This is a genomic window from Actinomadura luteofluorescens, from assembly GCF_013409365.1.
Lineage (GTDB): Bacteria > Actinomycetota > Actinomycetes > Streptosporangiales > Streptosporangiaceae > Spirillospora > Spirillospora luteofluorescens.
In genome coordinates, this window is sequence record NZ_JACCBA010000001.1 from 7,911,405 (window position 1) to 7,935,195 (window position 23,791).

16 protein-coding genes are annotated in these 23,791 nt (G+C 73.3%); 11 read left to right on the forward strand and 5 right to left on the reverse strand.

The genetic code is table 11. From position 1 onward, the window contains the following. Positions 1 to 117: 117 nt before the first annotated feature. The 5 genes from BJY14_RS36605 to BJY14_RS36625 form a co-directional block, all read right to left on the reverse strand. Positions 118 to 1,551, reverse strand: a complete 1,434-nt coding sequence (locus BJY14_RS36605; RefSeq protein ID WP_179847784.1) for a rhamnulokinase — start codon at positions 1,549 to 1,551, stop codon at positions 118 to 120. Next, entirely contained in the window at positions 1,548 to 2,168 is a 621-nt protein-coding gene (locus BJY14_RS36610; RefSeq protein WP_179847785.1) for a LutC/YkgG family protein, read from the reverse strand. Before BJY14_RS36610 ends, BJY14_RS36605 begins: the two co-directional genes overlap by 4 nt. Further along, the gene (locus BJY14_RS36615; RefSeq protein ID WP_218907426.1) at positions 2,165 to 3,586 is read right to left on the reverse strand and encodes a LutB/LldF family L-lactate oxidation iron-sulfur protein; all 1,422 of its coding nucleotides are present in this window, start codon (positions 3,584 to 3,586) and stop codon (positions 2,165 to 2,167) included. The genes BJY14_RS36610 and BJY14_RS36615 overlap by 4 nt, the downstream gene beginning before the upstream one ends. An 83-nt stretch (positions 3,587 to 3,669) precedes the next feature. Continuing rightward, positions 3,670 to 4,383, reverse strand: a complete 714-nt coding sequence (locus BJY14_RS36620; RefSeq protein ID WP_179847787.1) for a (Fe-S)-binding protein — start codon at positions 4,381 to 4,383, stop codon at positions 3,670 to 3,672. After that, positions 4,380 to 5,462 carry a LacI family DNA-binding transcriptional regulator gene (locus BJY14_RS36625; RefSeq protein ID WP_179847788.1) on the reverse strand — a complete coding sequence of 361 codons (1,083 nt, stop codon included), beginning with the start codon at positions 5,460 to 5,462 and terminating at the stop codon, positions 4,380 to 4,382. Before BJY14_RS36625 ends, BJY14_RS36620 begins: the two co-directional genes overlap by 4 nt. Before the next feature lie 302 nt (positions 5,463 to 5,764). Between BJY14_RS36625 and BJY14_RS36630 the strand changes: the two genes are divergently transcribed. The 11 genes from BJY14_RS36630 (at position 5,765) to BJY14_RS36680 (ending at position 23,729) form a co-directional block, all read left to right on the forward strand. Continuing rightward, a complete protein-coding gene (locus tag BJY14_RS36630; protein ID WP_179847789.1) occupies positions 5,765 to 7,303 on the forward strand; it encodes a sugar ABC transporter ATP-binding protein in 1,539 nt (512 codons plus the stop codon). 4 nt (positions 7,304 to 7,307) lie between these two features. Then, positions 7,308 to 8,396, forward strand: a complete 1,089-nt coding sequence (locus tag BJY14_RS36635) for an ABC transporter permease (RefSeq protein WP_179847790.1) — start codon at positions 7,308 to 7,310, stop codon at positions 8,394 to 8,396. Next, the gene (locus tag BJY14_RS36640; protein ID WP_179847791.1) at positions 8,393 to 9,382 is read left to right on the forward strand and encodes an ABC transporter permease; all 990 of its coding nucleotides are present in this window, start codon (positions 8,393 to 8,395) and stop codon (positions 9,380 to 9,382) included. Before BJY14_RS36635 ends, BJY14_RS36640 begins: the two co-directional genes overlap by 4 nt. Before the next feature lie 80 nt (positions 9,383 to 9,462). Further along, positions 9,463 to 10,548 carry a rhamnose ABC transporter substrate-binding protein gene (gene rhaS, locus BJY14_RS36645; protein ID WP_179847792.1) on the forward strand — a complete coding sequence of 362 codons (1,086 nt, stop codon included), beginning with the start codon at positions 9,463 to 9,465 and terminating at the stop codon, positions 10,546 to 10,548. Between the two features lie 7 nt (positions 10,549 to 10,555). Next, positions 10,556 to 10,885 carry an L-rhamnose mutarotase gene (locus tag BJY14_RS36650; protein WP_179847793.1) on the forward strand — a complete coding sequence of 110 codons (330 nt, stop codon included), beginning with the start codon at positions 10,556 to 10,558 and terminating at the stop codon, positions 10,883 to 10,885. A gap of 28 nt (positions 10,886 to 10,913) precedes the next feature. Beyond that, positions 10,914 to 12,080 carry an L-rhamnose isomerase gene (rhaI, locus tag BJY14_RS36655; protein ID WP_179847794.1) on the forward strand — a complete coding sequence of 389 codons (1,167 nt, stop codon included), beginning with the start codon at positions 10,914 to 10,916 and terminating at the stop codon, positions 12,078 to 12,080. Then, on the forward strand, positions 12,077 to 15,313 hold the full coding sequence (locus tag BJY14_RS36660) for a family 78 glycoside hydrolase catalytic domain (protein ID WP_179847795.1): 3,237 nt from the start codon (positions 12,077 to 12,079) through the stop codon (positions 15,311 to 15,313). The genes rhaI and BJY14_RS36660 overlap by 4 nt, the downstream gene beginning before the upstream one ends. Positions 15,314 to 15,356: 43 nt before the next feature. After that, positions 15,357 to 17,408 carry a bifunctional aldolase/short-chain dehydrogenase gene (locus BJY14_RS36665; RefSeq protein WP_179847796.1) on the forward strand — a complete coding sequence of 684 codons (2,052 nt, stop codon included), beginning with the start codon at positions 15,357 to 15,359 and terminating at the stop codon, positions 17,406 to 17,408. A 147-nt stretch (positions 17,409 to 17,555) separates the two neighbouring features. Beyond that, complete coding sequence (locus tag BJY14_RS36670) at positions 17,556 to 20,078, forward strand: alpha-L-rhamnosidase-related protein (protein WP_179847797.1); 2,523 nt, start codon at positions 17,556 to 17,558, stop codon at positions 20,076 to 20,078. 11 nt (positions 20,079 to 20,089) lie between these two features. Then, positions 20,090 to 22,297, forward strand: a complete 2,208-nt coding sequence (locus BJY14_RS36675) for an alpha-L-rhamnosidase-related protein (protein WP_179847798.1) — start codon at positions 20,090 to 20,092, stop codon at positions 22,295 to 22,297. A 13-nt stretch (positions 22,298 to 22,310) separates the two neighbouring features. Beyond that, complete coding sequence (locus tag BJY14_RS36680; RefSeq protein WP_179847799.1) at positions 22,311 to 23,729, forward strand: L-fucose/L-arabinose isomerase family protein; 1,419 nt, start codon at positions 22,311 to 22,313, stop codon at positions 23,727 to 23,729. Positions 23,730 to 23,791: the final 62 nt, after the last annotated feature.

The window sequence follows — 23,791 nt, forward strand, 5'->3', positions numbered from 1 at the left end:
GGGGGGACCCTGCGTGACCGTGTTGTTCATAGCTATGAACGGCTCTTTGCGGCCGCATGTCAACCTCGGGAGGGTAAACCGTCCCGCAGCCGTGACATCCGGACCGGGGACCGGGGGTCAGCCGTCCAGCCCGATCCGCCGGGCGGCCTCGCTCCAGCGTTCCTCGTCGCCGGACGGCTCGTACCGGCGCAGGTCCTGGGTGGCGGCGACCAGGGCGCGGGACTCGGCGAGGTCCGCGACGGCGCCCTGCGCGCGGGCCTGCGCCAGCACGTTGCCGAGGGCCGTCGCCTCGACGGGCCCGGCCACCACCGGCAGCCCGCTGGCGTCGGCGGTCAGCCGGCACAGCAGGTCGTTGCGGCTGCCGCCGCCCACCAGGTGGACGACGTCGATCTCCCGCCCCGACAGCCGCGCCGCCTGGCGGAGCGTGGCGCGGTGCGCCAGGGCGAGGCTGTCGAGGATGCAGCGCACGGTCTCGGCGGGCGAGGACGGCTCGGGCAGGCCGCGGCGGCGGCAGTGCGCGGCGATGCGGGCCGGCATGTCGCCCGGCGGCAGGAACTCGGGGTCGTCGGGGTCGATGAGGCAGCGCAGGCCGGGCACGTCCCCGGCCGCGGCGAGCAGGGCCGGCAGGTCCGCGTCGCCCCAGGTCCGCATGGACTCCTGGAGGAGCCACAGGCCCATCACGTTGCGCAGGTAGCGGACGGTCCCGTCGACGCCGCCCTCGTTGGTGAAGTTGGCCTTGCGGCTCTCCTCGGTCAGCACGGGGGCGTCCAGCTCCACGCCGACCAGCGACCAGGTGCCGCACGAGATGTAGGCGAAGCGGTCCGCGGCGGCGGGGACGGCGGCGACGGCGGACGCCGTGTCGTGCGAGCCGACGGCCGTGACGCGCAGGGCGCCGTGGCCGGTCTCGGCCGCCACGTCCGCGCGGAGCGTCCCGATGTCCGCGCCGGGGTCGTGCAGCGGCGGGAAGATCCCCGCGGGAAGGCCCAGCCGGTCGACGAGGTCCGCCGACCAGGTGCCGCCGCGGACGTCCAGCAGCCCGGTGGTGGAGGCGTTCGTGCGCTCGGCGCCGATCTCCCCGGTGAGCCAGTAGGCCAGCAGGTCGGGGATCAGCAGCAGCGTCGCGGCCCGGGAGAGGTCGTCGGCCGCGAGCTGGTAGATCGTGTTGAACGGGAGGAACTGCAGCCCCGAGGCCTGGTAGAGGAGGTCCTCGCCCAGTTCGGCGCGGACCCGCTCCATCACCCCGTCGGTGCGGGCGTCGCGGTAGTGCACGGGGTTGCCGAGCAGGGCGCCGCCGGCGTCCAGCAGCCCGTAGTCGACGGCCCAGGAGTCGATGCCGACCGAGGCCAGGCCGCGCGGGGCGGAGCGCAGCCCGTCCAGGACGTTGCCGTAGAGGCCGAGGATGTCCCAGTGCAGGGTGCCGTTGACCCGGACGGGGCGGTTCGGGAAGCGGCGGATCTCCTCCAGGGCGAGGGTGCCGGGCCCGACGCGCCCGGCCATCACCCGCCCGCTGGACGCCCCGAGATCGACGGCCGCGAACATCGCTTCGCTCATTGGACGACCACAACCTCCAAAGTCCGCGGCCCGTGCACGCCCTCCACCCGGGACAGTTCGATGTCGCTCGTCGCGGACGGGCCCGACACGAACGTCAGCGGCCGCCGCGGATCGAGGCGTTCGAGCGCCTCCGGCACGTCGGCGGCGACCTGGTCCGCGAGGACGACGATCAGGTGGTAGTCGGGCACGAGCGACAGGGCGCGCGGCCCCTGCCCGGCGCCGTGGTCCAGCACGATCGTGCCCGTCTCGGCGACCGCGGCCGCGCAGCCGGTGACCGCGCCGGCCAGGCCGTCGAGCGAGGCGGCCGACGGGTCGCGCACGAGCGCGGCGCCGGTCGAGGACGTCCACTCCTCCGGCAGGCCGGACGGGACGCCGTAGGCGCCGGGGCGGGCCGCGAGCCGCTCGGCGACGGCCGAGGCGACCTCGGACGCGGCGACGCGCAGGACGGTCGCGCGGTAGTCGGCGACCCGTTCGGCGAACAGGTCGAGGATCGCGTCGTCATGGTGGCGGCGCAGGTAGCCGCGGTCGATCCGGTCGTAGGAGGCCGCGACCTCGGCGGCGGGGCGGGCGGGCGCCGCCCGCTCGATCCGGCGCAGGATCTCCTCGCGCGCGTTCACCGTTCCCCCTCCTCGCGCCCGCCGCCGGTCCGGGCCCACCAGGCGCGGAACGACTCGGGCGGCGGCGCGGGCGCGTCCCGCGTCTCGGTCCAGGCGCCCAGCGGCCCGGGCAGCCGCCGGATCCGGCCGCCGCGCGCCACGGCGCGGCGGCTCGCGGACGCGGCGCGCTGCGCGAGCCCGAGCCGGGTGGGGGAGCGCAGCGTCCACCCGGCCGCCGCCATCGCCACCCGCTCCAGCGGATGCCGGGGCCCCTTCTCCACGGCGCGGGCCCGCAGGTGCACGAGCACCTCCGGGATGTCGATGGCGACCGGGCACGCCTCGAAGCAGGCCCCGCACAGCGTCGACGCGTACGGCAGCGACGCGTCCACCGCCGACCCGATGCCCCTGATCTGCGGGGACAGGATCGCGCCGATCGGGCCGGGGTAGGGCGAGCCGTAGGCGTGGCCGCCCGCGCGCTGGTAGACCGGGCACACGTTCAGGCACGCCGAGCAGCGGATGCAGCGCAGCGCCTGCCGGCCCACCTCGTCGGCCAGGGTGGCGGTGCGGCCGTTGTCCAGCAGGACGAGGTGGAAGTCGCGCGGGCCGTCGCCGGGGGACACGCCCGTCCACGTCGAGGTGTAGGGGTTCATCCGCTCGGCGGTGGACGAGCGGGGCAGCAGCTGCAGGAACACCTCCAGGTCCCGCCAGCTCGGCACGATCTTCTCCACGCCCATCACCGAGATGAGCGTCTCGGGGAGCGTCAGGCACATCCGGCCGTTGCCCTCCGACTCCAGCACGACCAGCGTGCCGGTGTCGGCGACGGCGAAGTTCACGCCCGACACCCCGACCTTGGCCGACAGGAACTTGGCGCGCAGGTGCCGCCGGGCCGCCTCGGCCAGCTCGGCGGGCTCGTCGGTCAGCCCCTCCGGCGCGTCCTCCATCGCGCGCAGGAAGATGTCGCGGATGTCGGAGCGGTTGCGGTGGATCGCCGGGACGAGGATGTGCGACGGCCGGTCGTCCCCGAGCTGGACGATCAGCTCCGCCAGGTCGGTCTCGTAGGCGGTGATCCCCTCCTCGGCGAGGAACTCGTTGAGGCCGATCTCCTGCGTCGCCATCGACTTGACCTTGACGACCTCGGTCTCGCCGGTGGCCTTCACCAGGTCGGCGACGATCCGGTTCGCCTCGGCCGCGTCGCGGGCCCAGTGCACCGTCCCGCCGGCCTCGGCGACCTTCTCCTCCAGCAGCCGCAGGTAGTGGCCGAGGTTCGCCAGGACATGGTCCTTGATCTGCTTGCCCGCCTCGCGGAGCGCGGGCCAGTCGTCCAGCTCGGCCACCGCGGCGGCGCGGCGCCCCCGGATCGTGGTGGTGGCGTGCGCGAGGTTCCCGCGCAGCCGCGGGTCCGCCACCGCACGCCGCGCCGCGTCCGGAAACGACGGCATCCCGACATAGGTCGGCATCGCCTGAGCGGAGCGAACCGGGGGGTGTGGGGGGTCGTCCCCCCACGGGGTACGCGCCTGCGGGGTCATGCGGGCTCCTCCTCCGTCGAGGCGAGGATCTCGGCCAGGTGGACGGTCCGCACTCCGGCGCGGGTGCGGGTGAGGGCGCCGCCGATGTGCATCAGGCAGGAGTTGTCCGCCGCGCACAGCGTCTCGGCCCCGGTCGCCCGGACGGCGGTGACCTTGTCCGCGCACATCGCGGCCGACACCTCGGCGTTCTTCAGCGCGAACGTCCCGCCGAACCCGCAGCACTCGGCGGCGTCCGGAAGCTCGACCAGGTCGATGCCGCGGACCTCGCGCAGCAGCCGCAGCGGGCGGTCGCCGACGTGCAGCATCCGCAGCGAGTGGCAGGTGGGGTGGTAGGTGACGCGGTGCGGGTAGTACGCGCCGACGTCGGTGACGCCGAGGACGTCCACGAGGAACTCCGTCAGCTCGTACACGCGGGAGGCGACCCCGGCGGTGCGCGGCGCGAGCCGGGGGTGCCAGTCGCGGATCATCGCCCCGCAGGAGGCGGACGGCGTCACGACGGCGTCGTAGGGCTCGAACGTCTCCGCGAACCCCTTGACGAGGGGGAGCGCCTGCCGCCGGTAGCCGGTGTTGAGGTGCATCTGCCCGCAGCAGGTCTGCGACTCGGGGAACTCGACGTCGTGGCCGAGGCGCCTCAGCAGCCGCACCACCGCCTGGCCCGTCCCCGGGAACATCGTGTCGTTGACGCAGGTGAGGAACAGCGCGACTCTCACAGTGCCTGCCTCCCGAGGGCGGGGCCGCCCAGGGCGGAGCGGCTGGACTCGCGGACGACCAGCTCGGGCTGGAACATCACCTGCTGGTGGGCGTGCCCGCCCGTCTCGTCGCACTCCTCCAGCAGCAGCTCGGTCGCGATCCGGCCGAGCTGGTAGGTGGGCTGCCGCACCGAGCTGAGCGGGACGGCGGCCGCGGCGGAGAACTCGATGTCGTCGTACCCGATCAGCGCGACGTCATCCGGCACCTTGATCCCGGCCTGGAGCAGGACGCGCAGCACGCCGAGCGCGAGCAGGTCGTTCGCGCAGAAGATGGCGTCGGGCAGCGGAGCGCCCGCCTCCAGCAGCCGCCGCGCCGCCTCCTGCCCGGACCGCGCGTTCATCGCCCCGACGGCGACCTCGCGCATCGCGTCCCGGCCGAGCCCGGCGGCGCGCAGCGCCCGCAGCGCGCCCTTGCGCCGGTCGACGCACTGGCGCAGCACGGCCGGCCCGGTGACCAGCGCGAGCGTCCGGGCGCCCGCGTCCAGCAGCTCGCGGGCCGCGAGCTCGCCGCCCGCGACGTCGTCCACGGCGACCGAGCACTGGTTGGCGCGCGGCGTCGGGTGGTCGAGCAGCACCACGGGGACGCCCCGCTCGCGCAGCCGGTCGGCGGCCTCGCCGTCGTCGCCGACCGGGGTCAGCAGGACCCCCCGGACGCGCTGCTCGGCGAACACCCGCAGGTTGCGCAGCTCCCGCTCGTCCGACTCGCCCGAGGACGAGAGGATCACCGCGTAGCCGCGCTCGCTGGCGATGTCCTCCACGCCGCGCGCCACGTCGGTGAAGAACGGGTTGGCGAGGTCGAGGACCATCAGCCCGATCGTGCTGCTGTGCCCGGCGCGCAGCGTGGACGCCGAGCCGTTGCGGACGAAGCCGAGGTCGCGGATGGCCTGCTCGACGCGGGTGCGGGTGGCCTCGGCGACGCGCTCGGGCCGGTTGAGCACGTTGGACACGGTGCCCGGCGAGACGCCGGCGTGCGCCGCGACCTGCTTGATGCCGACCGTCCGGCCCGGCGGCGCGGAGCGGCCGGTGTCGTCTGCGCCCAATCTGTGTGCCCCCGAGTCCGTCCGCTGGTGTGTCGCCGCTCACTTTGGGTCATCTGATTAAAACGTGTCAACCCGCTGCCGGGGTCCAGTGGGCGCGAAACCCGCGCGGCCGGTCCCGGCCGCGCGGGATTTCCGAACGCCACCGGCCCTTGCGAGGACGGGCTTTCCGCAGCCCCGGACGGGGACGACGGAAAGTTCCCCTCTTGACGGGTGCTCCGGGTCACATCTAGCGTCCTCCGCAACATCTAGTTAAAACGTTTTTCATCCGTACGTCACAGACGACCCCCGCGAGGAGGGCCGCGATGGGTGCACCGGGCCGCTCGGCGCCGCCGACATTGGCACTGGTCAACGTGAGTAAGTCGTTTGGCGCGGTCCGCGCGCTGCAGGGCGTCACCCTGGAGCTGCACGCGGGCGAGGTCCACGCCCTCGCCGGGGAGAACGGCGCCGGCAAGTCCACCGTCGTAAAAACGTTCGCAGGCGTCCACCGCCCCGACGCGGGCGAGGTCAGGGTGGACGGCGAGCCGGTGGCCTTCCACGGCCCCGCCGACGCGCAGGCCGCCGGAGTCGCGGTCATCTACCAGGAGCCCACGCTGTTCCCCGACCTGTCGGTCGCGGAGAACATCTTCATGGGCCGCCAGCCGCGCGGCGCGCTCGGCCGCATCGACCGCCGCGCCATGCACGCCGAGACGGCGCGGCTGTTCGAGCGGCTCGGCGTCGCGCTGGACCCGCAGCAGCCCGCCCGCGGCCTGTCGATCGCCGACCAGCAGGTCGTCGAGATCGCCAAGGCCATCTCCCGGGACGCGCGGGTGCTCATCATGGACGAGCCGACCGCGGCCCTCACCGGCCAGGAGGTCGCCCGCCTGTTCGCCGTGACCCGCGGCCTCCAGGAGCACGGCTGCGCGGTGCTGTTCATCTCGCACCGGCTGGAGGAGATCTTCGAGATCTGCCGCCGGGTGACGACGCTGCGAGACGGCGCCTACGTCGGCACCGACATGGTCGCCGACATCACCCCCGACGACCTCGTCCGCCGGATGGTCGGCCGCGACCTCGACGCGCTCTACCCCAAGCAGGACGTCACGCCGGGCGAGGTCGCGCTGAAGGTGAGCCGGCTGACCCGCGAGGGCGCCTTCACCGACGTCTCCTTCGAGGTCCGCCGCGGCGAGATCGTCGCGCTGGCCGGGCTGGTCGGCGCCGGCCGCAGCGAGGTCGCCCGCGCCGTCTTCGGCGTGGACCGCTGGGACGCCGGGACCGTCGAGGTCGGCGGTCGCGCGCTTCCGGCGGGCAGCCCCACGGCCGCGATGTCGGCCGGGCTGGCGCTCGTCCCCGAGGACCGCCGCCAGCAGGGCCTGGTCATGGACATGTCGATCGAGCGGAACATGGGGCTGACCCAGCTGCGGACGCTGCGCCGCGAGACCGGGCGCGGGGGCCTGATCTCCCGGAAGGTGGAGCGGGACCGCGCCGCCGACTGGGGCCTGCGCCTCCAGCTGAAGTACTCGCGGCTCAGCGACGCCGTCGGCGTCCTGTCGGGCGGCAACCAGCAGAAGGTCGTGCTCGCCAAGTGGCTGGCCACCGAGCCGGCCGTGCTGATCGTGGACGAGCCGACCCGCGGCATCGACGTCGGCACCAAGGCCGAGGTGCACCGGCTGCTGTCGGAGCTGGCCGCGCAGGACCTGGCGGTGCTGATGATCTCCTCCGACCTGCCGGAGGTGCTCGGCATGGCCGACCGGATCCTCGTCATGCACGAGGGGCGGCTGACCGCGCAGATCGCGCGCGCGGACGCGACCGAGGAGAGCGTGATGGCCGCCGCGACCGGCCGCCCCGGCACCGGAAAGGCGGCCTGAGCCGATGACCGTCCTCACCCAGTCCCCGGCCAGGCCGGAGTCGGGCGGCCCGCCGGGCGGCGGGCGCCGCCTCGTCGAGATGGTGCTGCGCGCCCGCGAGCTGAGCATCCTCGGCGCGCTGGTCCTGCTCGTGCTCGGAACGACGATCGCCAACCCGCGGTTCCTGTCCGGCCAGGGCGTCAAGGACATCTTCCTCAACGCCTCGATCCTCGTGCTGCTCGCCGTCGGGCAGAGCATGGTCGTCGTCACCCGCAACATCGACCTGTCGGTCGGGTCCGTCGTCGGGCTCGTCGCGTTCAGCGCCGGGAAGTTCGCCTCCGGCGGGGACCGCAACGTCGTGCTGGTCGTGCTGGTCGGCGTCGGGATCGGCCTGGTCTGCGGGCTCGTGAACGGGCTGCTGGTCAGCTTCTGCCGCGTGCCCGCCCTCGTCGTCACCCTCGGCACGCTGTACGTGATCCAGGGCCTGGACTACCGCATCGCGCACGGCGACCAGATCGGCGCCGCCGACCTGCCGTCCTCGCTGCTGAGCCTCGGCAACGACGGGATCCTCGGCGTGCCCTACCTGCCGATCATCACCGTGGTGGTGATGCTGGGGGTCGGCTACTACCTGCGGTCCTACTCCTCCGGGCGCGAGTACTACGCGATCGGGTCCAGCCCGGAGGCCGCGATGCTCGCCGGCGTGCCGATCCGCCGCCGCGTCCTCACCGCCTACCTGCTCAGCGGCGCCCTCGCCGGGCTCGCCGGGGTGCTGTGGCTCGCCCGGTTCGGCACCGTCGTCGCCGACGCCGCGCACGGCTGGGAGCTGAAGGTCGTCAGCGCCGTCGTCGTCGGCGGCGTCGCCATCACCGGAGGCGTCGGCACCGTGTACGGGGCGGCGCTCGGCGCGCTGCTGCTCACCACCATCGGCAGCGTGCTGGTGGTGCTCAAGGTCAACTCGTTCTGGCAGGACGCGATCACCGGTGTCCTGCTGCTGCTGGCCATCAGCGTCGACCGGCTGCTGGCGCTGCGCGTCACCCGGGCGCTGAAACAGCGGTCCCTGGCGTCGGCCGCGCACCGCGCCGCCTCGCCGCAGAGCAAGGAGGGACGGGCATGAGCCGCCTGATGCGGTGGGAGACCGCCGTCACCGCGCTGCTGGTCCTGGTCTTCGCGGGCGGCGCCGGATTCTCGCCGGACTTCGCGAACAACGACAACCTGTCGTTCGCGCTGGACGACCTCAGCGAGATCGCGCTGATCGCGCTGCCGATGACGCTGCTGGTCGTGTGCGGGCAGGTGGACCTGTCGGTCGCCTCGATCCTCGGCCTGTGCAGCGCCCTCACCGGCAAGCTGTGGGACGGCGGCATGGCCATCGAGATGATCATCCCGCTGGTGCTGGTCGTCGGCGTCGTGTGCGGGCTGGTCAACGGCCTGCTGGTGACCAGACTGGGGCTGCCGTCCCTCGCCGTGACGATCGGCACGCTGACCCTCTACCGGGGCCTGGCGTACGTGACGCTCGGCACGGGGGCGATCTCGGAGTTCCCCACCGCCTACACCGATCTGGCGACCTCCTCCATCCCGGGCACGCCGATCCCGTACCCGGTCGCGCTGTTCGTCCTGCTCGCCGCCGTCACCGGCGTGGTCCTGCACGCCACCGGCATCGGGCGGTCGCTGTTCGCGATCGGCGCGCAGGAGGACGCCGCCTACTTCGCCGGCATCCGGGTCAAGCGCATCAAGCTGATCCTGTTCGCGGTGTCCGGCCTCGTCGCCGGGTTCGCCGGCGTCGTCTACACGCTCCGCTACGGCAGCGCCCGCGCCGACAACGGCATCGGCCTGGAGCTCGCCGTCATCGCGGCGGTGCTGCTCGGCGGCGTCGACTTCGACGGCGGCAAGGGCACGCTCGGCGGCGTCATCGCGGCCGTGCTGCTCATCGGCCTGCTCCGCAACCTGCTGATGCTCAACGACGTCTCCACCGAGGTCCAGTCGATCGTCACGGGCCTGCTGCTCATCATCAGCGTCCTCACGCCGCGGCTGATCGCCGTGGCGCGCGAGGCCCGAGGCCGGCGGCGGGGCGCGAGACCCGCGGTCCCCGCCGCCGCACCCTGATCCCCACCGCACGACCCACCGCCCCCCGCCGCACGTCCACCCACCCCGAAGCACGACCCGGAACTGTGAAAGGCACCCTGATGACCATTCGTTTGCGCGCCCCGCGCCGGCTGGTGGCCGCCGCCACGGCGGGCGCTCTGGCCCTCAGCCTGGCCGCCTGCGGCGGGACCACCAAGGACTCCGCGTCCGGCTCGGGGGACGCCAAGGCCGGGGGCAAGGCCTCCGCCGACCCGAACGCGCCGCTGAAGAAGGGCCTGAAGCTGGCGTTCCTGCCCAAGCAGGTCAACAACCCCTACGAGACGATCGTCGACAACGCCGGCATCGCGGCGGCCAAGGAGTTCGGCGGCGAGGCCAAGGAGGTCGGCCCGTCCGACGCCTCGGCGTCCTCGCAGGTCTCCTACATCAACACGCTGATCCAGCAGCGGCACGACGCGATCCTCATCGCCGCCAACGACGAGAACGCCGTGTGCGGGCCGCTCAAGCAGGCGATGTCCAAGAACATCAAGATCGTCGCCTACGACTCCGACACCAACCCCGCCTGCCGGGACGTGTTCATCAACCAGGCCTCCTCGGAGGAGATCGGCCGCAGCGAGGTCAAGCTGCTCGCCGAGCAGATCGGGAGCGAGGGCGAGATCGCGATCCTGTCGGCGACCGCGAACGCCACGAACCAGAACACCTGGATCAAGTTCATGCAGGACGAGCTCAAGAAGCCCGAGTACTCCAAGATGAAGCTCGTCAAGGTGGCCTACGGCGACGACGACGACCAGAAGTCGTTCCAGCAGACCCAGGGCCTGCTCCAGGCGTACCCGAACCTCAAGGGCATCATCTCGCCCACCACGGTCGGCATCGCCGCCGCGGCCCGCTACATCTCCGGCTCCAAGTACAAGGGCAAGGTCGCGCTGACCGGCCTCGGCACCCCCGACCAGATGCGCAAGTTCGTCAAGGACGGCACGGTCAAGGGCTTCGAGCTCTGGGACCCGAAGAACCTCGGCTACCTCGCCGCGTTCGCGGCGGCGGCGCTGTCGTCCGGCCAGATCACCGGCGCGCAGGGCGAGAAGTTCAAGGCCGGCAAGCTCGGCGAGCGCTCGATCGGCGCCAACGGCGAGGTGATCCTCGGCCCGCCGACGGTGTTCGACGCGAAGAACATCGACCAGTACCACTTCTGATTCCCAAATGTCTGGAAGCACGAAGCGCGTCTGCTTCCTGCTGAAGGTCAGGCAGGACCGCCTGGAGGAGTACAAGCTGCGCCACCAGGCGGTCTGGCCCGACATGCTCAGCGCTCTGCGCGACACCGGCTGGCACAACTACTCGCTGTTCCTGCGCGAGGACGGCCTCCTCGTCGGCTACCTGGAGACCGACGACTTCGAGGCGGCGCAGGAGGCGATGGCCCGCACCGAGGTGAACGCGCGGTGGCAGGCGGAGATGGCGCCGTTTTTCGAGGACCTCGACGGCCGCCCCGACGAGGGGATGCGGACGCTCCCCGAGGTCTTCCACCTGGACTGACCAGGTGACGGAGAGAAGAGAGGCAAGCGTGAACGACACCAGCGCGGTGAAGGACGCCCTGCGCCGCCAGCAGATCGAGACCCCCTCGTGGGCGTACGGGAACTCGGGCACCCGGTTCAAGGTCTTCGCCCAGCCGGGCGTGCCGCGCACCCCGCGGGAGAAGATCGACGACGCCGCGCAGGTGCACCGGTTCACCGGCGTCGCGCCCAGCGTGGCGATCCACATCCCCTGGGACCGGGTCGACGACTACGCCGCGCTGGCCGCCCACGCCAAGGAGCGGGGCGTGCGGATCGGGGCGGTGAACACCAACGTCTTCCAGGACGACGACTACATGCTCGGCAGCGTCACCAACCCCGACCCCGCCGTCCGCCGCAAGGCCCTCGACCAGCTGCTCGAAGCCGTCGACATCATGGACGCCACCGGGTCCCGCGACCTGAAGCTGTGGTTCTCCGACGGAACGAACTACCCGGGGCAGGACGACATCCGCGACCGGCAGGACCGGATGGCCGAGGCCCTCGCCGCCGTCTACGAGCGGCTCGGCGACGACCAGCGGTTCCTGCTGGAGTACAAGCTGTTCGAGCCGGCGTTCTACACGACCGACCTGCCGGACTGGGGCACCTCCTACGCGCACTGCCTGAAGCTCGGCCCGAAGGCGCAGGTCGTGGTCGACACCGGCCACCACGCGCCCGGCACCAACATCGAGTTCATCGTGGCGTTCCTGCTGCGCGAGGGGAAGCTCGGCGGGTTCGACTTCAACTCCCGCTTCTACGCCGACGACGACCTGATGGTGGGCGCCGCCGACCCGTTCCAGCTGTTCCGGATCATGTACGAGGTGGTGCGCGGCGGCGGCTACGACGCCGAGACCGGCGTGGCGTTCATGCTCGACCAGTGCCACAACATCGAGCCGAAGATCCAGGGCCAGATCCGCTCGGTGATGAACGTCCAGGAGGCCACCGCCAAGGCGCTGCTGGTGGACGCCGACGCCCTGCGGTCGGCGCAGCGGTCCGGTGACGTCCTGGAGGCGAACGCCGTGTTCATGGACGCCTACAACACCGACGTCAGGCCGCTGCTCGCCGAACTGCGCGAGGAGATGGGCCTGCACCCGAACCCGGTCGCCGCCTACAAGGCGTCCGGCTACTACGAGCGGATCACCGAGGAGCGCAAGGACGGCCAGGCGGCCGGTTGGGGCGCATGAGCATGCCGCGCCGCCCCGTCGCCCTCGTCGCCGCCGCCGGGCTCGTCCTGGCCGTGGCCGTCCCCGCGCACGCGGTGGAGACCGCCGCCCTGCGCGTCGGCGGCCTGGAGACCGAGCACGCCACGACCCCGAACGCCGTCTCGGCCGCGAAGCCGCGCTTCGGATGGGTGCTGAGCGCGGGGGAGCGCGGCCAGCGGCAGACGGCCTACCGCGTGTCCGTCGCCACCGCCGACGGGGACCGAGCCGTCTGGGACTCGGGCGCGGTCGCGTCGGCCCGCGGCTACGACGTGCGCTACGGCGGCCCGGCGCTCAGGGCGGCCACCCGCTACACCTGGCGGGTCAAGGTCGCCGACGCCCGCGGGCACTGGACGCGCTGGAGCGCGCCGACCTGGTTCGAGACCGCGCTCGGCGCGGACGGCTGGCGCGGCTCCTGGATCGGCGCCCCCGAGAGCGCCGCGTCCACGCCCGACCTGCGCGGCACCAGCTGGATCTGGTACCCCGAGGGAGACCCCAAGACGCAGGCGCCCGCCGGCTCGCGCTACTTCCGCGGCGCGTTCGACCTGGCCGCGGTCCCGCAGGGCGCCCGCCTCGTCATGACCGCCGACGACGGCTTCACCGCCTGGGTGAACGGCGCCGAGGTCGGCGGACGCGACCCCGACCCGGTGGCGGAGAACTGGCGGCGCCCCATCGTCGTCGACGTCACCGCCCACCTGCGGGCGGGCCGCAACGTCGTCGCCGTCAAGGCGACCAACGGCAAGGCCAGCCCCGCCGGGCTGCTCGGCCGCCTCGAACTTCCGGGGCAGGATCCGAAGCAGGTCGACACCGGCGCGGCCTGGCGGGCCGCGAACGAGGAGCCCGCCGGAGACTGGAAGGCCGCCGGCTACGACGACGCGGCCTGGCCCGAGGCGAAGGTGCTGGCGGCCTGGGGCGGCGCCCCCTGGGGCGAGGTGAACCCCGAGAAGCCCACCCTCCCCGAGCCGCTCCTGCGCCGCGACTTCACCGTCCCCGGCAAGAAGATCGCCAAGGCGCGGCTGTACGCGGCGGCGGGCGGCTACACCGAGCTGAGCCTGAACGGCAGGCGCGTCGGCGACGAGGTCCTCCAGCCCGGGTTCGTCCGCTACGACAAGCGCGTCGAGTACGTCACCCGCGACGTGACCCGCATGCTGCGGCACGGCGGCAACGTGATCGGCGCGCGTCTCGGGCGCGGCTTCTACGGCATGACCCAGAAGAACGCCTGGAACTGGAACGCTGCCCCGTGGACCGGTGAGCCGCGGCTGCTGGCCCAGCTCGTCGTCACCTACGACGACGGCGGCACCCAGACGATCGCGACCGACGGGCAGTGGCGCTACGCCGAGGGCCCCGTCCGCTACGACTCCCTCTACGGCGGGGAGACCTACGACGCCCGCGAGGAGAAGCCCGGCTGGGACCGTCCCGGCTTCGACGCCTCCTCCTGGCGGCAGGCGGCGACGGTCACGGCCCCGGCCGCGACCGTGGTGCCCGAGGAGCACGAGCCGATCAAGGTCGCCCGCACCCTGCGGCCCGTCGCGGTCACCAACCCCGCCTCCGGCGTCTACGTGTTCAAGATGCCCCACAACACCGCCGGGTGGGCCCGCATCAGGACCAGCGGCCCGAAGGGCGCGACCGTCAGCCTCAAGTACGGCGAGCGGCTCAACTCCGACGGCACCGTCCAGGCGGGCAACGGCCTGGTCACCGGTCGCTTCCAGACCGACGAGTACGTCCTGGCCGGGCGCGGGACGACCGAGACGTGGGAGGCCCGCTACAGCTACAAGGGCTTCCAGTACGTCCAGGTGACGGGCTGGCCGGGGGAGCCGCCCACCGCCGGCGACCTCGACGGCCGCGAGGTGCACAGCGACCTGCGCTCGAACGGCTCGTTCCGCAGCTCCAACGACCTGTTCAACACGCTGGAGACCGTGACCCGGCAGACCGTCGTCAACAACTGGCACGGCATCCCGACCGACACCCCCATGTACGAGAAGAACGGGTGGACGGGCGACGCGCAGCTCATGGCCGAGATGGAGATGGGCCGCTTCGACCTGCGCCGGCTGTTCGCCAAGTGGATGACCGACCACCGCGACAGCCAGGGCCCCGACGGGACCGTCCCGGGCATCGTGCCCGACAACGGCTGGGGCCTCGGCTACTACGGGCAGGCGCCGCCGTGGCACGCCTCCCTCACCGAGATCCCCTGGCAGATGTACCAGCGGTACGGCGACCGCGACGTCCTCGCCGCGACCTACCCGGCGATGCGGGCGTACCTGGACGGATGGCTCAAGCGCGCCGACGGGGAGGGCCTCTACCCGAGCAGCCTCAACGACTACCTCGCCCCCGGGTACAACGGCAACACTCCCGAGGACGGGCGCCTGCACGGCACCGCCTACACCTACTCCAACGCGACGATCATCGCGGACGTGGCGGAGGTCCTCGGCCGCGGCGACGACGCCGCCCGCTACCGGGCCGCCGCCGCCCGCGCCAAGGACGCCTTCAACAAGGCGTTCCTGCGCGGCGACGCCTACGTCACCAAGTCCGACCCCGGCTACCGGCAGACCAACGCGCTGCTCGCCCTGGCCCTCGGCCTCGCGCCGCAGGAGTCGCAGAAGGCCGTCACCGACCGGCTCGTCCGGGACGTCCAGGAGCGCGGCGACCACCTCAACACCGGGGCGCTCGGCACCAAGTACCTGCTGACCGAGCTGACCAGGCGCGGCCACGGCGACCTCGCCTACCGCGTCGCCGACCAGCGCACCTATCCGGGCTGGGGGTACTGGACCGCGAACGGCGCCACCACCCTGTGGGAGCGCTGGGACCTGGACTCGCGGTCCCGCGACCATGTCTTCCTCGGCGGCGCCATCGGCGAGTGGTTCACCGAGGACCTCGCCGGGATCACGCCGGCCGCGCCCGGATTCGACCGGGTCCGGATCGCGCCGCAGCCGGTCGGCGACCTGACCTCGGTGAACGGCTCCACGGCCACCCCGCACGGCCCGGTCGCGGTCCGCTGGACGAAGTCCGGCTCCGGATTCGAACTGCGGGTGAGCGTCCCCGTCGGCGCCACCGCCGAGATCGAACTGCCCGCCGCGGCCGCGGACCGGGTCAGCGAGAGCGGGCGGCCGCTGACCGCCGCCCGGGGCGTGCGCGTCCTCGGCACCGGCCAGGGCGCGGGCGGGAGCGTCGTCCGGGTGGAGGCCGCCTCTGGCTCCTACACCTTCCACGCACGTCCATGAGGCCACGCACGTCCATGAAGCCACGCACACGAGGAGACATCCGATGACCGCCACTCCACCCGAGGTGGAGCGCCTGCTGGAACGCGCCAACACCCTCGGCTCGGACCCGCGCAACACCAACTACGCGGGCGGCAACGCGTCCGCGAAGGCCACGGTCACCGACCCCGTGACGGCCCGCGACATCGAGCTGATGTGGGTGAAGGGCTCGGGCGGCGACCTCGGCACCCTCACCGAGAAGGGCCTGGCCGTCCTGCGGCTGGACCGGATGCGCGCCCTCGTGGACGTCTACCCGGGCGTCGAGCGCGAGGACGAGATGGTCGCGGCGTTCGACTACTGCCTGCACGGCAAGGGCGGCGCCGCGCCGTCCATCGACACCGCCATGCACGGCCTCGTGGAGGCCGCGCACGTCGACCACCTGCACCCCGACTCCGGCATCGCGATCGCGACGGCCGCCGACGGCGAGGAGCTGACGCGCCGGATCTTCGGGGACCGGGTGGCGTGGGTGCCGTGGCGGCGCCCCGGCTTCCAGCTCGGCCTGGACATCGCCGAGATCAAGCGCGCCAGCCCCGGTGCCATCGGCGTGGTCCTCGGCGGGCACGGCATCACCGCGTGGGGCGAGACGAGCGAGGAGTGCGAGGCCAACTCCCTCGACATCATCCGCACCGCCGAGGCCTACATCGCCGAGCACGGCAGGCCCGACCCGTTCGGCGAGATCGTCCACCCGGTGCTGCCCGAGGACGAGCGGCACGCCCGCGCCGCCGCGCTGTTCCCGCTCGTGCGGGGCCTGGCGTCCACGGACCGGCCGCAGGTCGGGCACTACACCGACAGCGAGGCGGTGCTGGACTTCGTGTCCCGCGCCGAGCACCCCCGGCTCGCCGCGCTCGGCACGTCGTGCCCGGACCACTTCCTGCGCACCAAGGTCGCGCCGATGGTGCTGGACCTGCCGCCGGACGCTCCGCTCGACGACGTCAGGACGCGGCTCGGGGAACTCCACGCCGCCTACCGCGAGGAGTACGCCGCCTACTACGACCGGCACGCCGGCCCGGACTCGCCGCCGATGCGCGGCGCGGACCCGGCGATCGTGCTGGTGCCGGGCGTCGGCATGTTCTCCTTCGGGGCGAACAAGCAGACCGCGCGGGTCGCCGGCGAGTTCTACGTCAACGCGATCAACGTGATGCGCGGCGCGGAGGCGCTGTCGGCGTACGCGCCGATCGACGAGGCGGAGAAGTTCCGCATCGAGTACTGGGAGCTGGAGGAGGCCAAGCTGCGCCGGATGCCGGCGAGCAAGCCCCTCGCGTCGCGCGTCGCGCTCGTCACCGGCGGCGGCTCCGGCATCGGCGCGGCCACGGCCCGCCGCCTCGCCGCCGAGGGCGCCTGCGTCGTCGTCGCCGACCGGGACCTCGGGGCGGCCGAGAAGGTCGCCGCGGAGATCGGCGCCACCGCGCTGCGCGCCCCGGACGTCGCGATCGCCGTCGGCGCTGACGTGACCTCCGAGGACGAGATCACCGCGGCCGTCCGGGAGGCGGTCCTGGCGTTCGGCGGCGTCGACCTCGTCGTCAACAACGCCGGCCTGTCCATCTCCAAGCCGCTGCTGGAGACGACCGCCGCCGACTGGGACCTCCAGCACGACGTCATGGCGCGCGGCTCGTTCCTGGTGTCCCGCGAGACCACCCGCGTCATGGTCGAGCAGGGCATGGGCGGCGACATCGTCTACATCTCGTCCAAGAACGGGGTGTTCGCCGGGCCGAACAACATCGCCTACGGGGCGACCAAGGCCGACCAGGCGCACCAGGTGCGGCTGCTGGCCGCCGAGCTCGGCGAGCACGGCATCCGCGTCAACGGGGTCAACCCGGACGGGGTCGTGCGCGGTTCGGGGATCTTCGCCGGCGGCTGGGGCGCCAAGCGCGCCGCCGTGTACGGCGTCGAGGAGGAGAGGCTCGGCGAGTTCTACGCCCAGCGGACGCTGCTCAAGCGCGAGGTGCTGCCCGAGCACGTCGCCGCCGCCGTCTTCGCCCTCACCGGCGGGGACCTGACCCACACCACCGGACTGCACGTCCCCGTGGACGCCGGCGTCGCCGCCGCGTTCCTGCGCTGAGGAGGAACCGCCCCGTCGCAAGAAGGCCGGCCGGCGGCCCGGACCGCGCGGCCGCGGCGCTCACCCCGCCGCGTCCGCGCCGTCCCCACCGGGCCGCCGGCCGTCCCTGCTGGGCCCGCTCGACCAAGTGAACCCGAAGGGATAACGATGCCGCCGGCTGAGAAGTTCGCGCGCTCCCACGTGTCCGCCGTCACCTTCCTGGCCCTGGGCGCCGCCGCCCTGGTCGCCCTCCCGCCCGCCGCCGCGTCCGCCTCCCCGCGAGGACTCGGCCTTCCGTCCCTCACCCGCGCCGACCGCTACGTCCTCGCCCCCTCCGGCCGCAATGTCCGCCCCGTGCGGGCCGCGGAGGCGTACGGGGTCAACGGCGACCACGTGGCCGCCGCCTCCGGGACGTCCGAGAAGGGCCACGACCTCGACGCCGGGTCCTCCACCGCCGCCAAGGCCGACGGCGTCATGACCCGCCAGACGGGCGGCGAAGCAGGCGCGGCGTTCGGCTACCGGCTGCGGGTCACGCCCGGGCGCGCGGTCACGCTGCGGGTCGAGGAGGCCGGCAGCGCCACGGCGCACTACGAGGTGCTCGTGAACGGGACGGTCGTCCACGAGCGCGCACCGGACCCGGCCCAGGCCGGCGTGTGGAGCGGCGACAAGGCGGGCCTCGTCCACTACGACGTGGCCGTCCCGGCGCACCTCGTGGGCTCGTCCAAGGACATACGGGTCACGTTCCGCAACACCGACAAGCCGGGCCCCGGCGCCCGCGTCCACGCCGTGTGGACGTTGTACAAGGACGGCCAGGCCCCCGCGGCGCCCTTCGGCGGGACGGTGCGGAACCCGTCCGGCGCCTTCCGGAACGGCACGACCACGCTCGGTTCCAACGAGTACGGCCGCCCCTACGTCGTCTACGACTTCGGGCAGGAGGTCGGGGGGCAGATCCAGGTCACCGCCGACGTCCGCGAGGGCTCGCCCAGGATCGGCCTGGCGTTCAGCGAGAGCGCGCAATACCTCACGACCGCCTCCGACTACAGCCAGGACCCGGTCGGCCTCGCCACCGAGACCCACTACCTGGAGACGAAGAACGGGCGTTCCGCGCTCACCGATCCCGTCATCCGCGGCGGGTTCCGCTACCTCATGGTCTTCCTGGACGGCCCCGGCGAGGTGCGGTTGTCCGACCTGCGGCTGAAGTTCACCGCCGACCCCGCCAACCCCGACCTGGACGGCTACAAGGGCGCGTTCCTGTCCAGCGACGACACCCTGAACCGGCTCTGGTACGCGGGCGCCTACACCGTCCAGATGTCGACGATCGACCCGGCTACCGGGCGCCCCTACCCGGGCCAGGAGGGCCCGGTCCGCAACGACGCCATCGTCGGCGAGGGCGACAGCGTCATCAGCGACGGCGCCAAGCGCGACCGCATGATCTGGGGCGGGGACAACGCGGTCGCCGACCCGGTGGCCTACCTGTCGACCGGGCAGGCCGGTCCGGCGGCCGGCGCCGTCGGGTTCATGGCCAAGGGCCAGGCCGCCGACGGCCAGATCCCCGGCCTCTACCTGACCGACAAGTTCGGCTACAACATGGGCTGGGGCGAGTACGCGGCCTGGTGGGTCCACAACTACTGGACGCACTACCTCTACACCGGCGACCAGGCGTTCTTCGACAAGTGGTACGACGCGATGAAGAAGAACGTCGCGTGGCTGGAGTCGAACGCGGGCGACGACGGCCTCCTCACCATGAAGGGCGCCGGCGGCACCTGGGGCTACGGCAACGAGGCCGGCGGCACCTACGTCTCGTCCCTGTACGTCAAGGTGCTCGGCCAGGCCGCGCAGGCCGCCGAGGCCAAGGGCGACACCGGGCTCGCCGGTGCCTACCGCGAGCGCGCGGCCCGCACCGCCAAGGCGGTGAACGACCGCCTGTGGGATCCGGCCGCGGGCGCCTACAAGGTCAGCCCGTCCGACGGGAACCACCCCCAGGACGGCAACGCCATGGCGGTCGTCGCGGGCGTCGCCACGGGCGACCGCGCGGCGTCGGTGCTGAAGTTCTTCGGCGACAGGCTCGCCGACCCGCACGGCGACCTCACCGTGGACAGGGCGGGCGGCGCCGTCCCGCAGTACATCAGCCCGTTCGTGTCCGCGCAGTCGCTGCTCGCCCACTCCTCCCAGGGCGACACGGCCGGCGCGATGTCGCTGCTGCGCCGCACCTGGTACCCGATGCTCGGCAAGGCGCAGCCCGGGACGCTCTGGGAGAACGTCAGCCGGGCGGGTGCGCCGCAGCTCGGCTCGTACACGAGCCTGTCGCACGGGTGGGCCGCCGCGCCGACCTCGTTCCTGACCAACCAGGTCCTCGGCGTCGCCCCGGCCTCCGGCGGCTTCCGGACGTTCACCGTCCTTCCGCATCCGGCGAGCGGGCTGCGCTGGGCCCAGGGGCGGGTGCCGACGCCGCACGGCGACATCACCGCCGCCTGGAAGCGCGACGGCGGGACGTTCACGCTGCGCGTCGACGCGCCGCGCGGGACCACCGCGACGGCCGGCGTCCCCGCCCGGGGCGCGTCCGAGGTCCGCGCCGGCGGGACGGTCGTCTGGCGGCACGGCGCCGCCGTGAAACCCGGCGTCACCGTCCGGGACGGCCTCGTCCAGGTGCCCGGCCTCACCGGCACGTCCATCCTGACCGCGTCCCGCTGACTGGAGTGATCATGGCTTCCCCCACTGCCCGGCGCTCCCTCGCCCGCGCGGCCGCGGCCGCCGCCCTCTCGGTCACGAGCACCCTCGCGCTCGCCGTCCCCGCCCTCGCCTCGCCTCCCGCGAAGGGGCCCTGGCAGGACGCCTCCTACACGCCGCGCCCCGGCCAGTGGCGGCCGTACGTCCTGGCCCCCTCCGGCCGGGACGTCCCGCCGGTCAGGGTGTTCAAGGCCGACCCGCGCCAGGGCGCGATCGACGGCGACCCGCGCCGCGCGCTGCGGCGGGGAGGCGGCGCGGTCCGCCTCACCGGCGCCGCCGACCGGGCGGGCTCCCCGCTGCTGATCGTCGACTTCGGCAAGGAGGTCGCCGGGCACCTCGAGGTCCGGGTGAACGGCGCCTCCGCCGACCGGCCGAAGCTGCGCGCCTGCTTCTCCGAATCGGTCGAGTACATGGCGCTCGCCCCGGACGCCAACGACGGCCAGGGGAAGATCGCACCGGGCTGCGACACCGCCAACATCTGGAACGGGTTCCCCGGCCAGCCCTACACCCAGGACACCGACAGCCACGCCCTCCCGCTGGACGGGGTGAGCGTGCCCGGCACCGTCCGCGACAAGGAGCTGCGCGGCGGATTCCGGTACGCGACCCTCTTCCTGGACGGCCCGGGGCACGTCGACGTCGACGAGATCTCCCTTGACTTCACCGCCGCGCCGGACCAGCGCGACCTGGACGGCTACCGCGGCCACTTCCTCTCCAGCGACGACGAGCTGAACAAGATCTGGTACGCGGGCGCCTACACCGTGCAGATCGACACCGGCGCCTCGAACACGGCGAAGAAGTGGCCCTACCAGCCGGGGGAGGGCGACCACGCCGACGCGCAGGTCCCGCACGCCGACCCGCGCACCTCCGTGATCTACGACGGCGGCAAGCGCGACCGGATCGTCTGGCAGGGCGACCTCGCCGTCCAGGCGCCCGTCGCCTACGTCAGCACCTACGACCTGGGCTCGGTCGCCAACTCGCTGTCGTCGCTCGCCGCCCAGCAGCTCCCGGACGGCTACATGCCCGCCGCGAGCCTCGTCGGGCAGCACAACCAGAACGAGCTGCGCACCTACGGCGAGTACGTCACCTGGTTCGTGTCCAACATGTACGAGCACTGGTGGTACACCGGCGACCGCGCCTACCTGGACCGGTGGTGGCCCCAGCTCACCCGGGCGACCGCCTGGCTGGAGTCGGTCCGCGCCGCCGACGACGGCGGCCTGATCGGCTTCAAGGACTCCGGCTCGTGCGGCCACTACGGGTACTCCGACTGCGGCCACGAGACCTACGTCAACGCCCTCTATGCCCGCAACCTCGACCAGATGGCCGCGATGGCGAAGGCGCGCGGCGACGCGCCCGCCGCCACCACCTACGCCGGCCGGGCCGCCTCGGTGAAGCGGGCCGTCAACGACCAGCTGTGGGACGAGACGACCGGCGCGTACCGCCTGTCCCGGGAGATCCCCGGCGCCTACCCGCAGGACGGCAACGTCACCGCCGTCCTCACCGGCATCGCCGGGGGCGACCGCGCCAAGCGTGCCCTCGCCTACCTGCGCGCCCGCAACTGGACGGACATCGGCTCGCTCACCGTCTCCCAATCCACCCCCAACGCGAGCCTTCCGCCGTTCTACGCGCCGCTGCCGAGCGGGTTCGAGGCCGACGCCCGGCTGGAGACCGGCGACGCGTCCGGCCTGGAGCTGATCCGCCGCTTCTGGGGCCACCAGCTCAGGCAGGACCCGGGCTCCACGTTCTGGGAGCACATGCAGCCGGACGGCACGCCCAACCTGAAGCAGTTCTCCAGCCTGGCGCACGGCTGGGCCGCGCAGCCGACCGTCACCCTCAGCACCAGGGTGCTCGGGGTGCGGCCCGCCGCGCCCGGGTACGAGTCCTGGTCCGTGGTCCCCTTCACCGGGGACCTGACCTGGGCCGAGGGCACGGTCCCGACCCCGCACGGCGACCTCGCCGCGTCCTGGCGCAGGAGCGGGCGCGGCCTCCGGCTGACGGTCACCGCGCCGCGCGGCACGCACGGCCGGCTCGGCGTCCCGATCACCCCGTCCACCCGGCGGGTCACCCTCGACGGCCGGACGGTCTGGGCCGGCGGGAAGGCCACCGCGCCGGGCGTGTCCGGAGACGGCGGCCACGTCTACGTGGACGGGGCGTCCGCCGGGCGCCACACCCTCACGGCCCGTTAGGAAAGGACAAGCAATGGCAGACACCACAGCGCCGCCGCCGGTGAAGGTCGGCCTCGTCGCCGGCGGGCTCGGCGCCTACTGGCCGCAGTTCCCCGACCTGCTGCCGCAGCTCCAGCGGTCCGCCGAGCGCGTCTCGGAGCGGATGCGCGGGCTCGGCGCCGAGGTCGTCGACGTCGGGTTCATCTCCGACGCGCAGGAGGGCGCGGCGGCGGCCGAGCGGCTGCGGGCCGCGGGCTGCGACATCATCGTCGGCTTCCTCACCACCTACATGACCGCGACGATGCTGGTCCCGGTGGCGCAGCGGGCGGACGCGCCCGTCCTGCTGATCAACCTGCAGCCCACCGAGTCGATGGACCACGCCACCTTCGACACCGGGCAGTGGCTCGCCTACTGCGGCGCCTGCCCGCTGCCGGAGATGGCGAACGCGTTCGCGCGCTGCGGCGTCCCGTTCCGCTCGGTGTCGGGCTACCTGGAGGACGAGCGCGCCTGGGCGAGGATCGGCCGCTGGGTGCGCGCCGCCGGGGTCCGCGCGGCGCTGCGCCGGGGCAGGCACGGGCTGATGGGCCACCTGTACCCGGGCATGCTCGACGTCTCCACCGACCTCACGCTCGTGAGCGCCAACTTCGGCGGGCACGTCGAGGTGCTGGAGTTCGACGACCTGCGGGTCCGGGTCGAGAAGGTCACCGAGGCCGAGACGGCCGCCAAGCGGGCCGAGGCGGAGAAGATCTTCGAGCTGGACGCGTCCGTCGACGAAGACGACCTGACCTGGGCGGCGCGCGTCTCGGTCGGCCTCGACCGCCTCGTCGAGGACTTCGAGCTGGACAGCCTCGCCTACTACCACCGCGGCCTGGACGGCGAGGTGCACGAGCGGCTCGGCGCCGGGATGATCCTCGGCGCGTCGCTGCTGACCGCGCGCGGGATCCCGGCGGCGGGGGAGTACGAGCTGCGCACCTCCCTGGCGATGCTGATCGCCGACCGGCTCGGCGCGGGCGGCTCCTTCACCGAGCTGCAGGCGCTCGACTTCCACCGCGGCCACGTCGAGATGGGCCACGACGGGCCCGCGCACCTGGCGATCAGCGCCCGCCGCCCGCTGCTGCGCGGCCTCGGCGTCTACCACGGCAAGCGCGGCTACGGCGTGTCCGTCGAGTTCGACGTCAGGCACGGCCCGGTCACCGCGATCGGGGTCATCCAGCGCCGCGACGGCCGGTTCGCGCTCGCCGCGTCCGAGGGCGAGACCGTGGACGGGCCGCTGCTGAAGATCGGCAACACCACCTCCCGCGTCGACTTCGGCTGCGACCCCGGCGAGTGGACCGACGCGTGGTCGGCCACCGGGATCTCCCACCACTGGGCCCTCGGGACGGGCCACCGCGTCGCCGACCTCAAGGCGCTCGCCGACCTCCTGGAGATCGAACTGGTCCATGTGAACCCCTGACGACACCCTTACGGCGCGACGCCGTCACCCCCCACCCCCGCGCAGGTCCGAAGGATGTTCCG

What these genes read in the sequence shown, in the direction of transcription:
- BJY14_RS36650 (WP_179847793.1), top strand. Translation starts at nt 10,556, where the DNA reads ATGTCTGGAAGCACGAAGCGCGTCTGCTTCCTGCTGAAGGTCAGGCAG.
- BJY14_RS36615 (WP_218907426.1), bottom strand. Translation starts at nt 3,586, where the DNA reads ATGCCGTCGTTTCCGGACGCGGCGCGGCGTGCGGTGGCGGACCCGCGG.
- BJY14_RS36670 (WP_179847797.1), top strand. Translation starts at nt 17,556, where the DNA reads ATGCCGCCGGCTGAGAAGTTCGCGCGCTCCCACGTGTCCGCCGTCACC.
- BJY14_RS36635 (WP_179847790.1), top strand. Translation starts at nt 7,308, where the DNA reads ATGACCGTCCTCACCCAGTCCCCGGCCAGGCCGGAGTCGGGCGGCCCG.
- BJY14_RS36665 (WP_179847796.1), top strand. Translation starts at nt 15,357, where the DNA reads ATGACCGCCACTCCACCCGAGGTGGAGCGCCTGCTGGAACGCGCCAAC.
- BJY14_RS36675 (WP_179847798.1), top strand. Translation starts at nt 20,090, where the DNA reads ATGGCTTCCCCCACTGCCCGGCGCTCCCTCGCCCGCGCGGCCGCGGCC.
- BJY14_RS36660 (WP_179847795.1), top strand. Translation starts at nt 12,077, where the DNA reads ATGAGCATGCCGCGCCGCCCCGTCGCCCTCGTCGCCGCCGCCGGGCTC.
- rhaS (WP_179847792.1), top strand. Translation starts at nt 9,463, where the DNA reads ATGACCATTCGTTTGCGCGCCCCGCGCCGGCTGGTGGCCGCCGCCACG.
- BJY14_RS36680 (WP_179847799.1), top strand. Translation starts at nt 22,311, where the DNA reads ATGGCAGACACCACAGCGCCGCCGCCGGTGAAGGTCGGCCTCGTCGCC.
- BJY14_RS36605 (WP_179847784.1), bottom strand. Translation starts at nt 1,551, where the DNA reads ATGAGCGAAGCGATGTTCGCGGCCGTCGATCTCGGGGCGTCCAGCGGG.
- BJY14_RS36630 (WP_179847789.1), top strand. Translation starts at nt 5,765, where the DNA reads ATGGGTGCACCGGGCCGCTCGGCGCCGCCGACATTGGCACTGGTCAAC.
- BJY14_RS36640 (WP_179847791.1), top strand. Translation starts at nt 8,393, where the DNA reads ATGAGCCGCCTGATGCGGTGGGAGACCGCCGTCACCGCGCTGCTGGTC.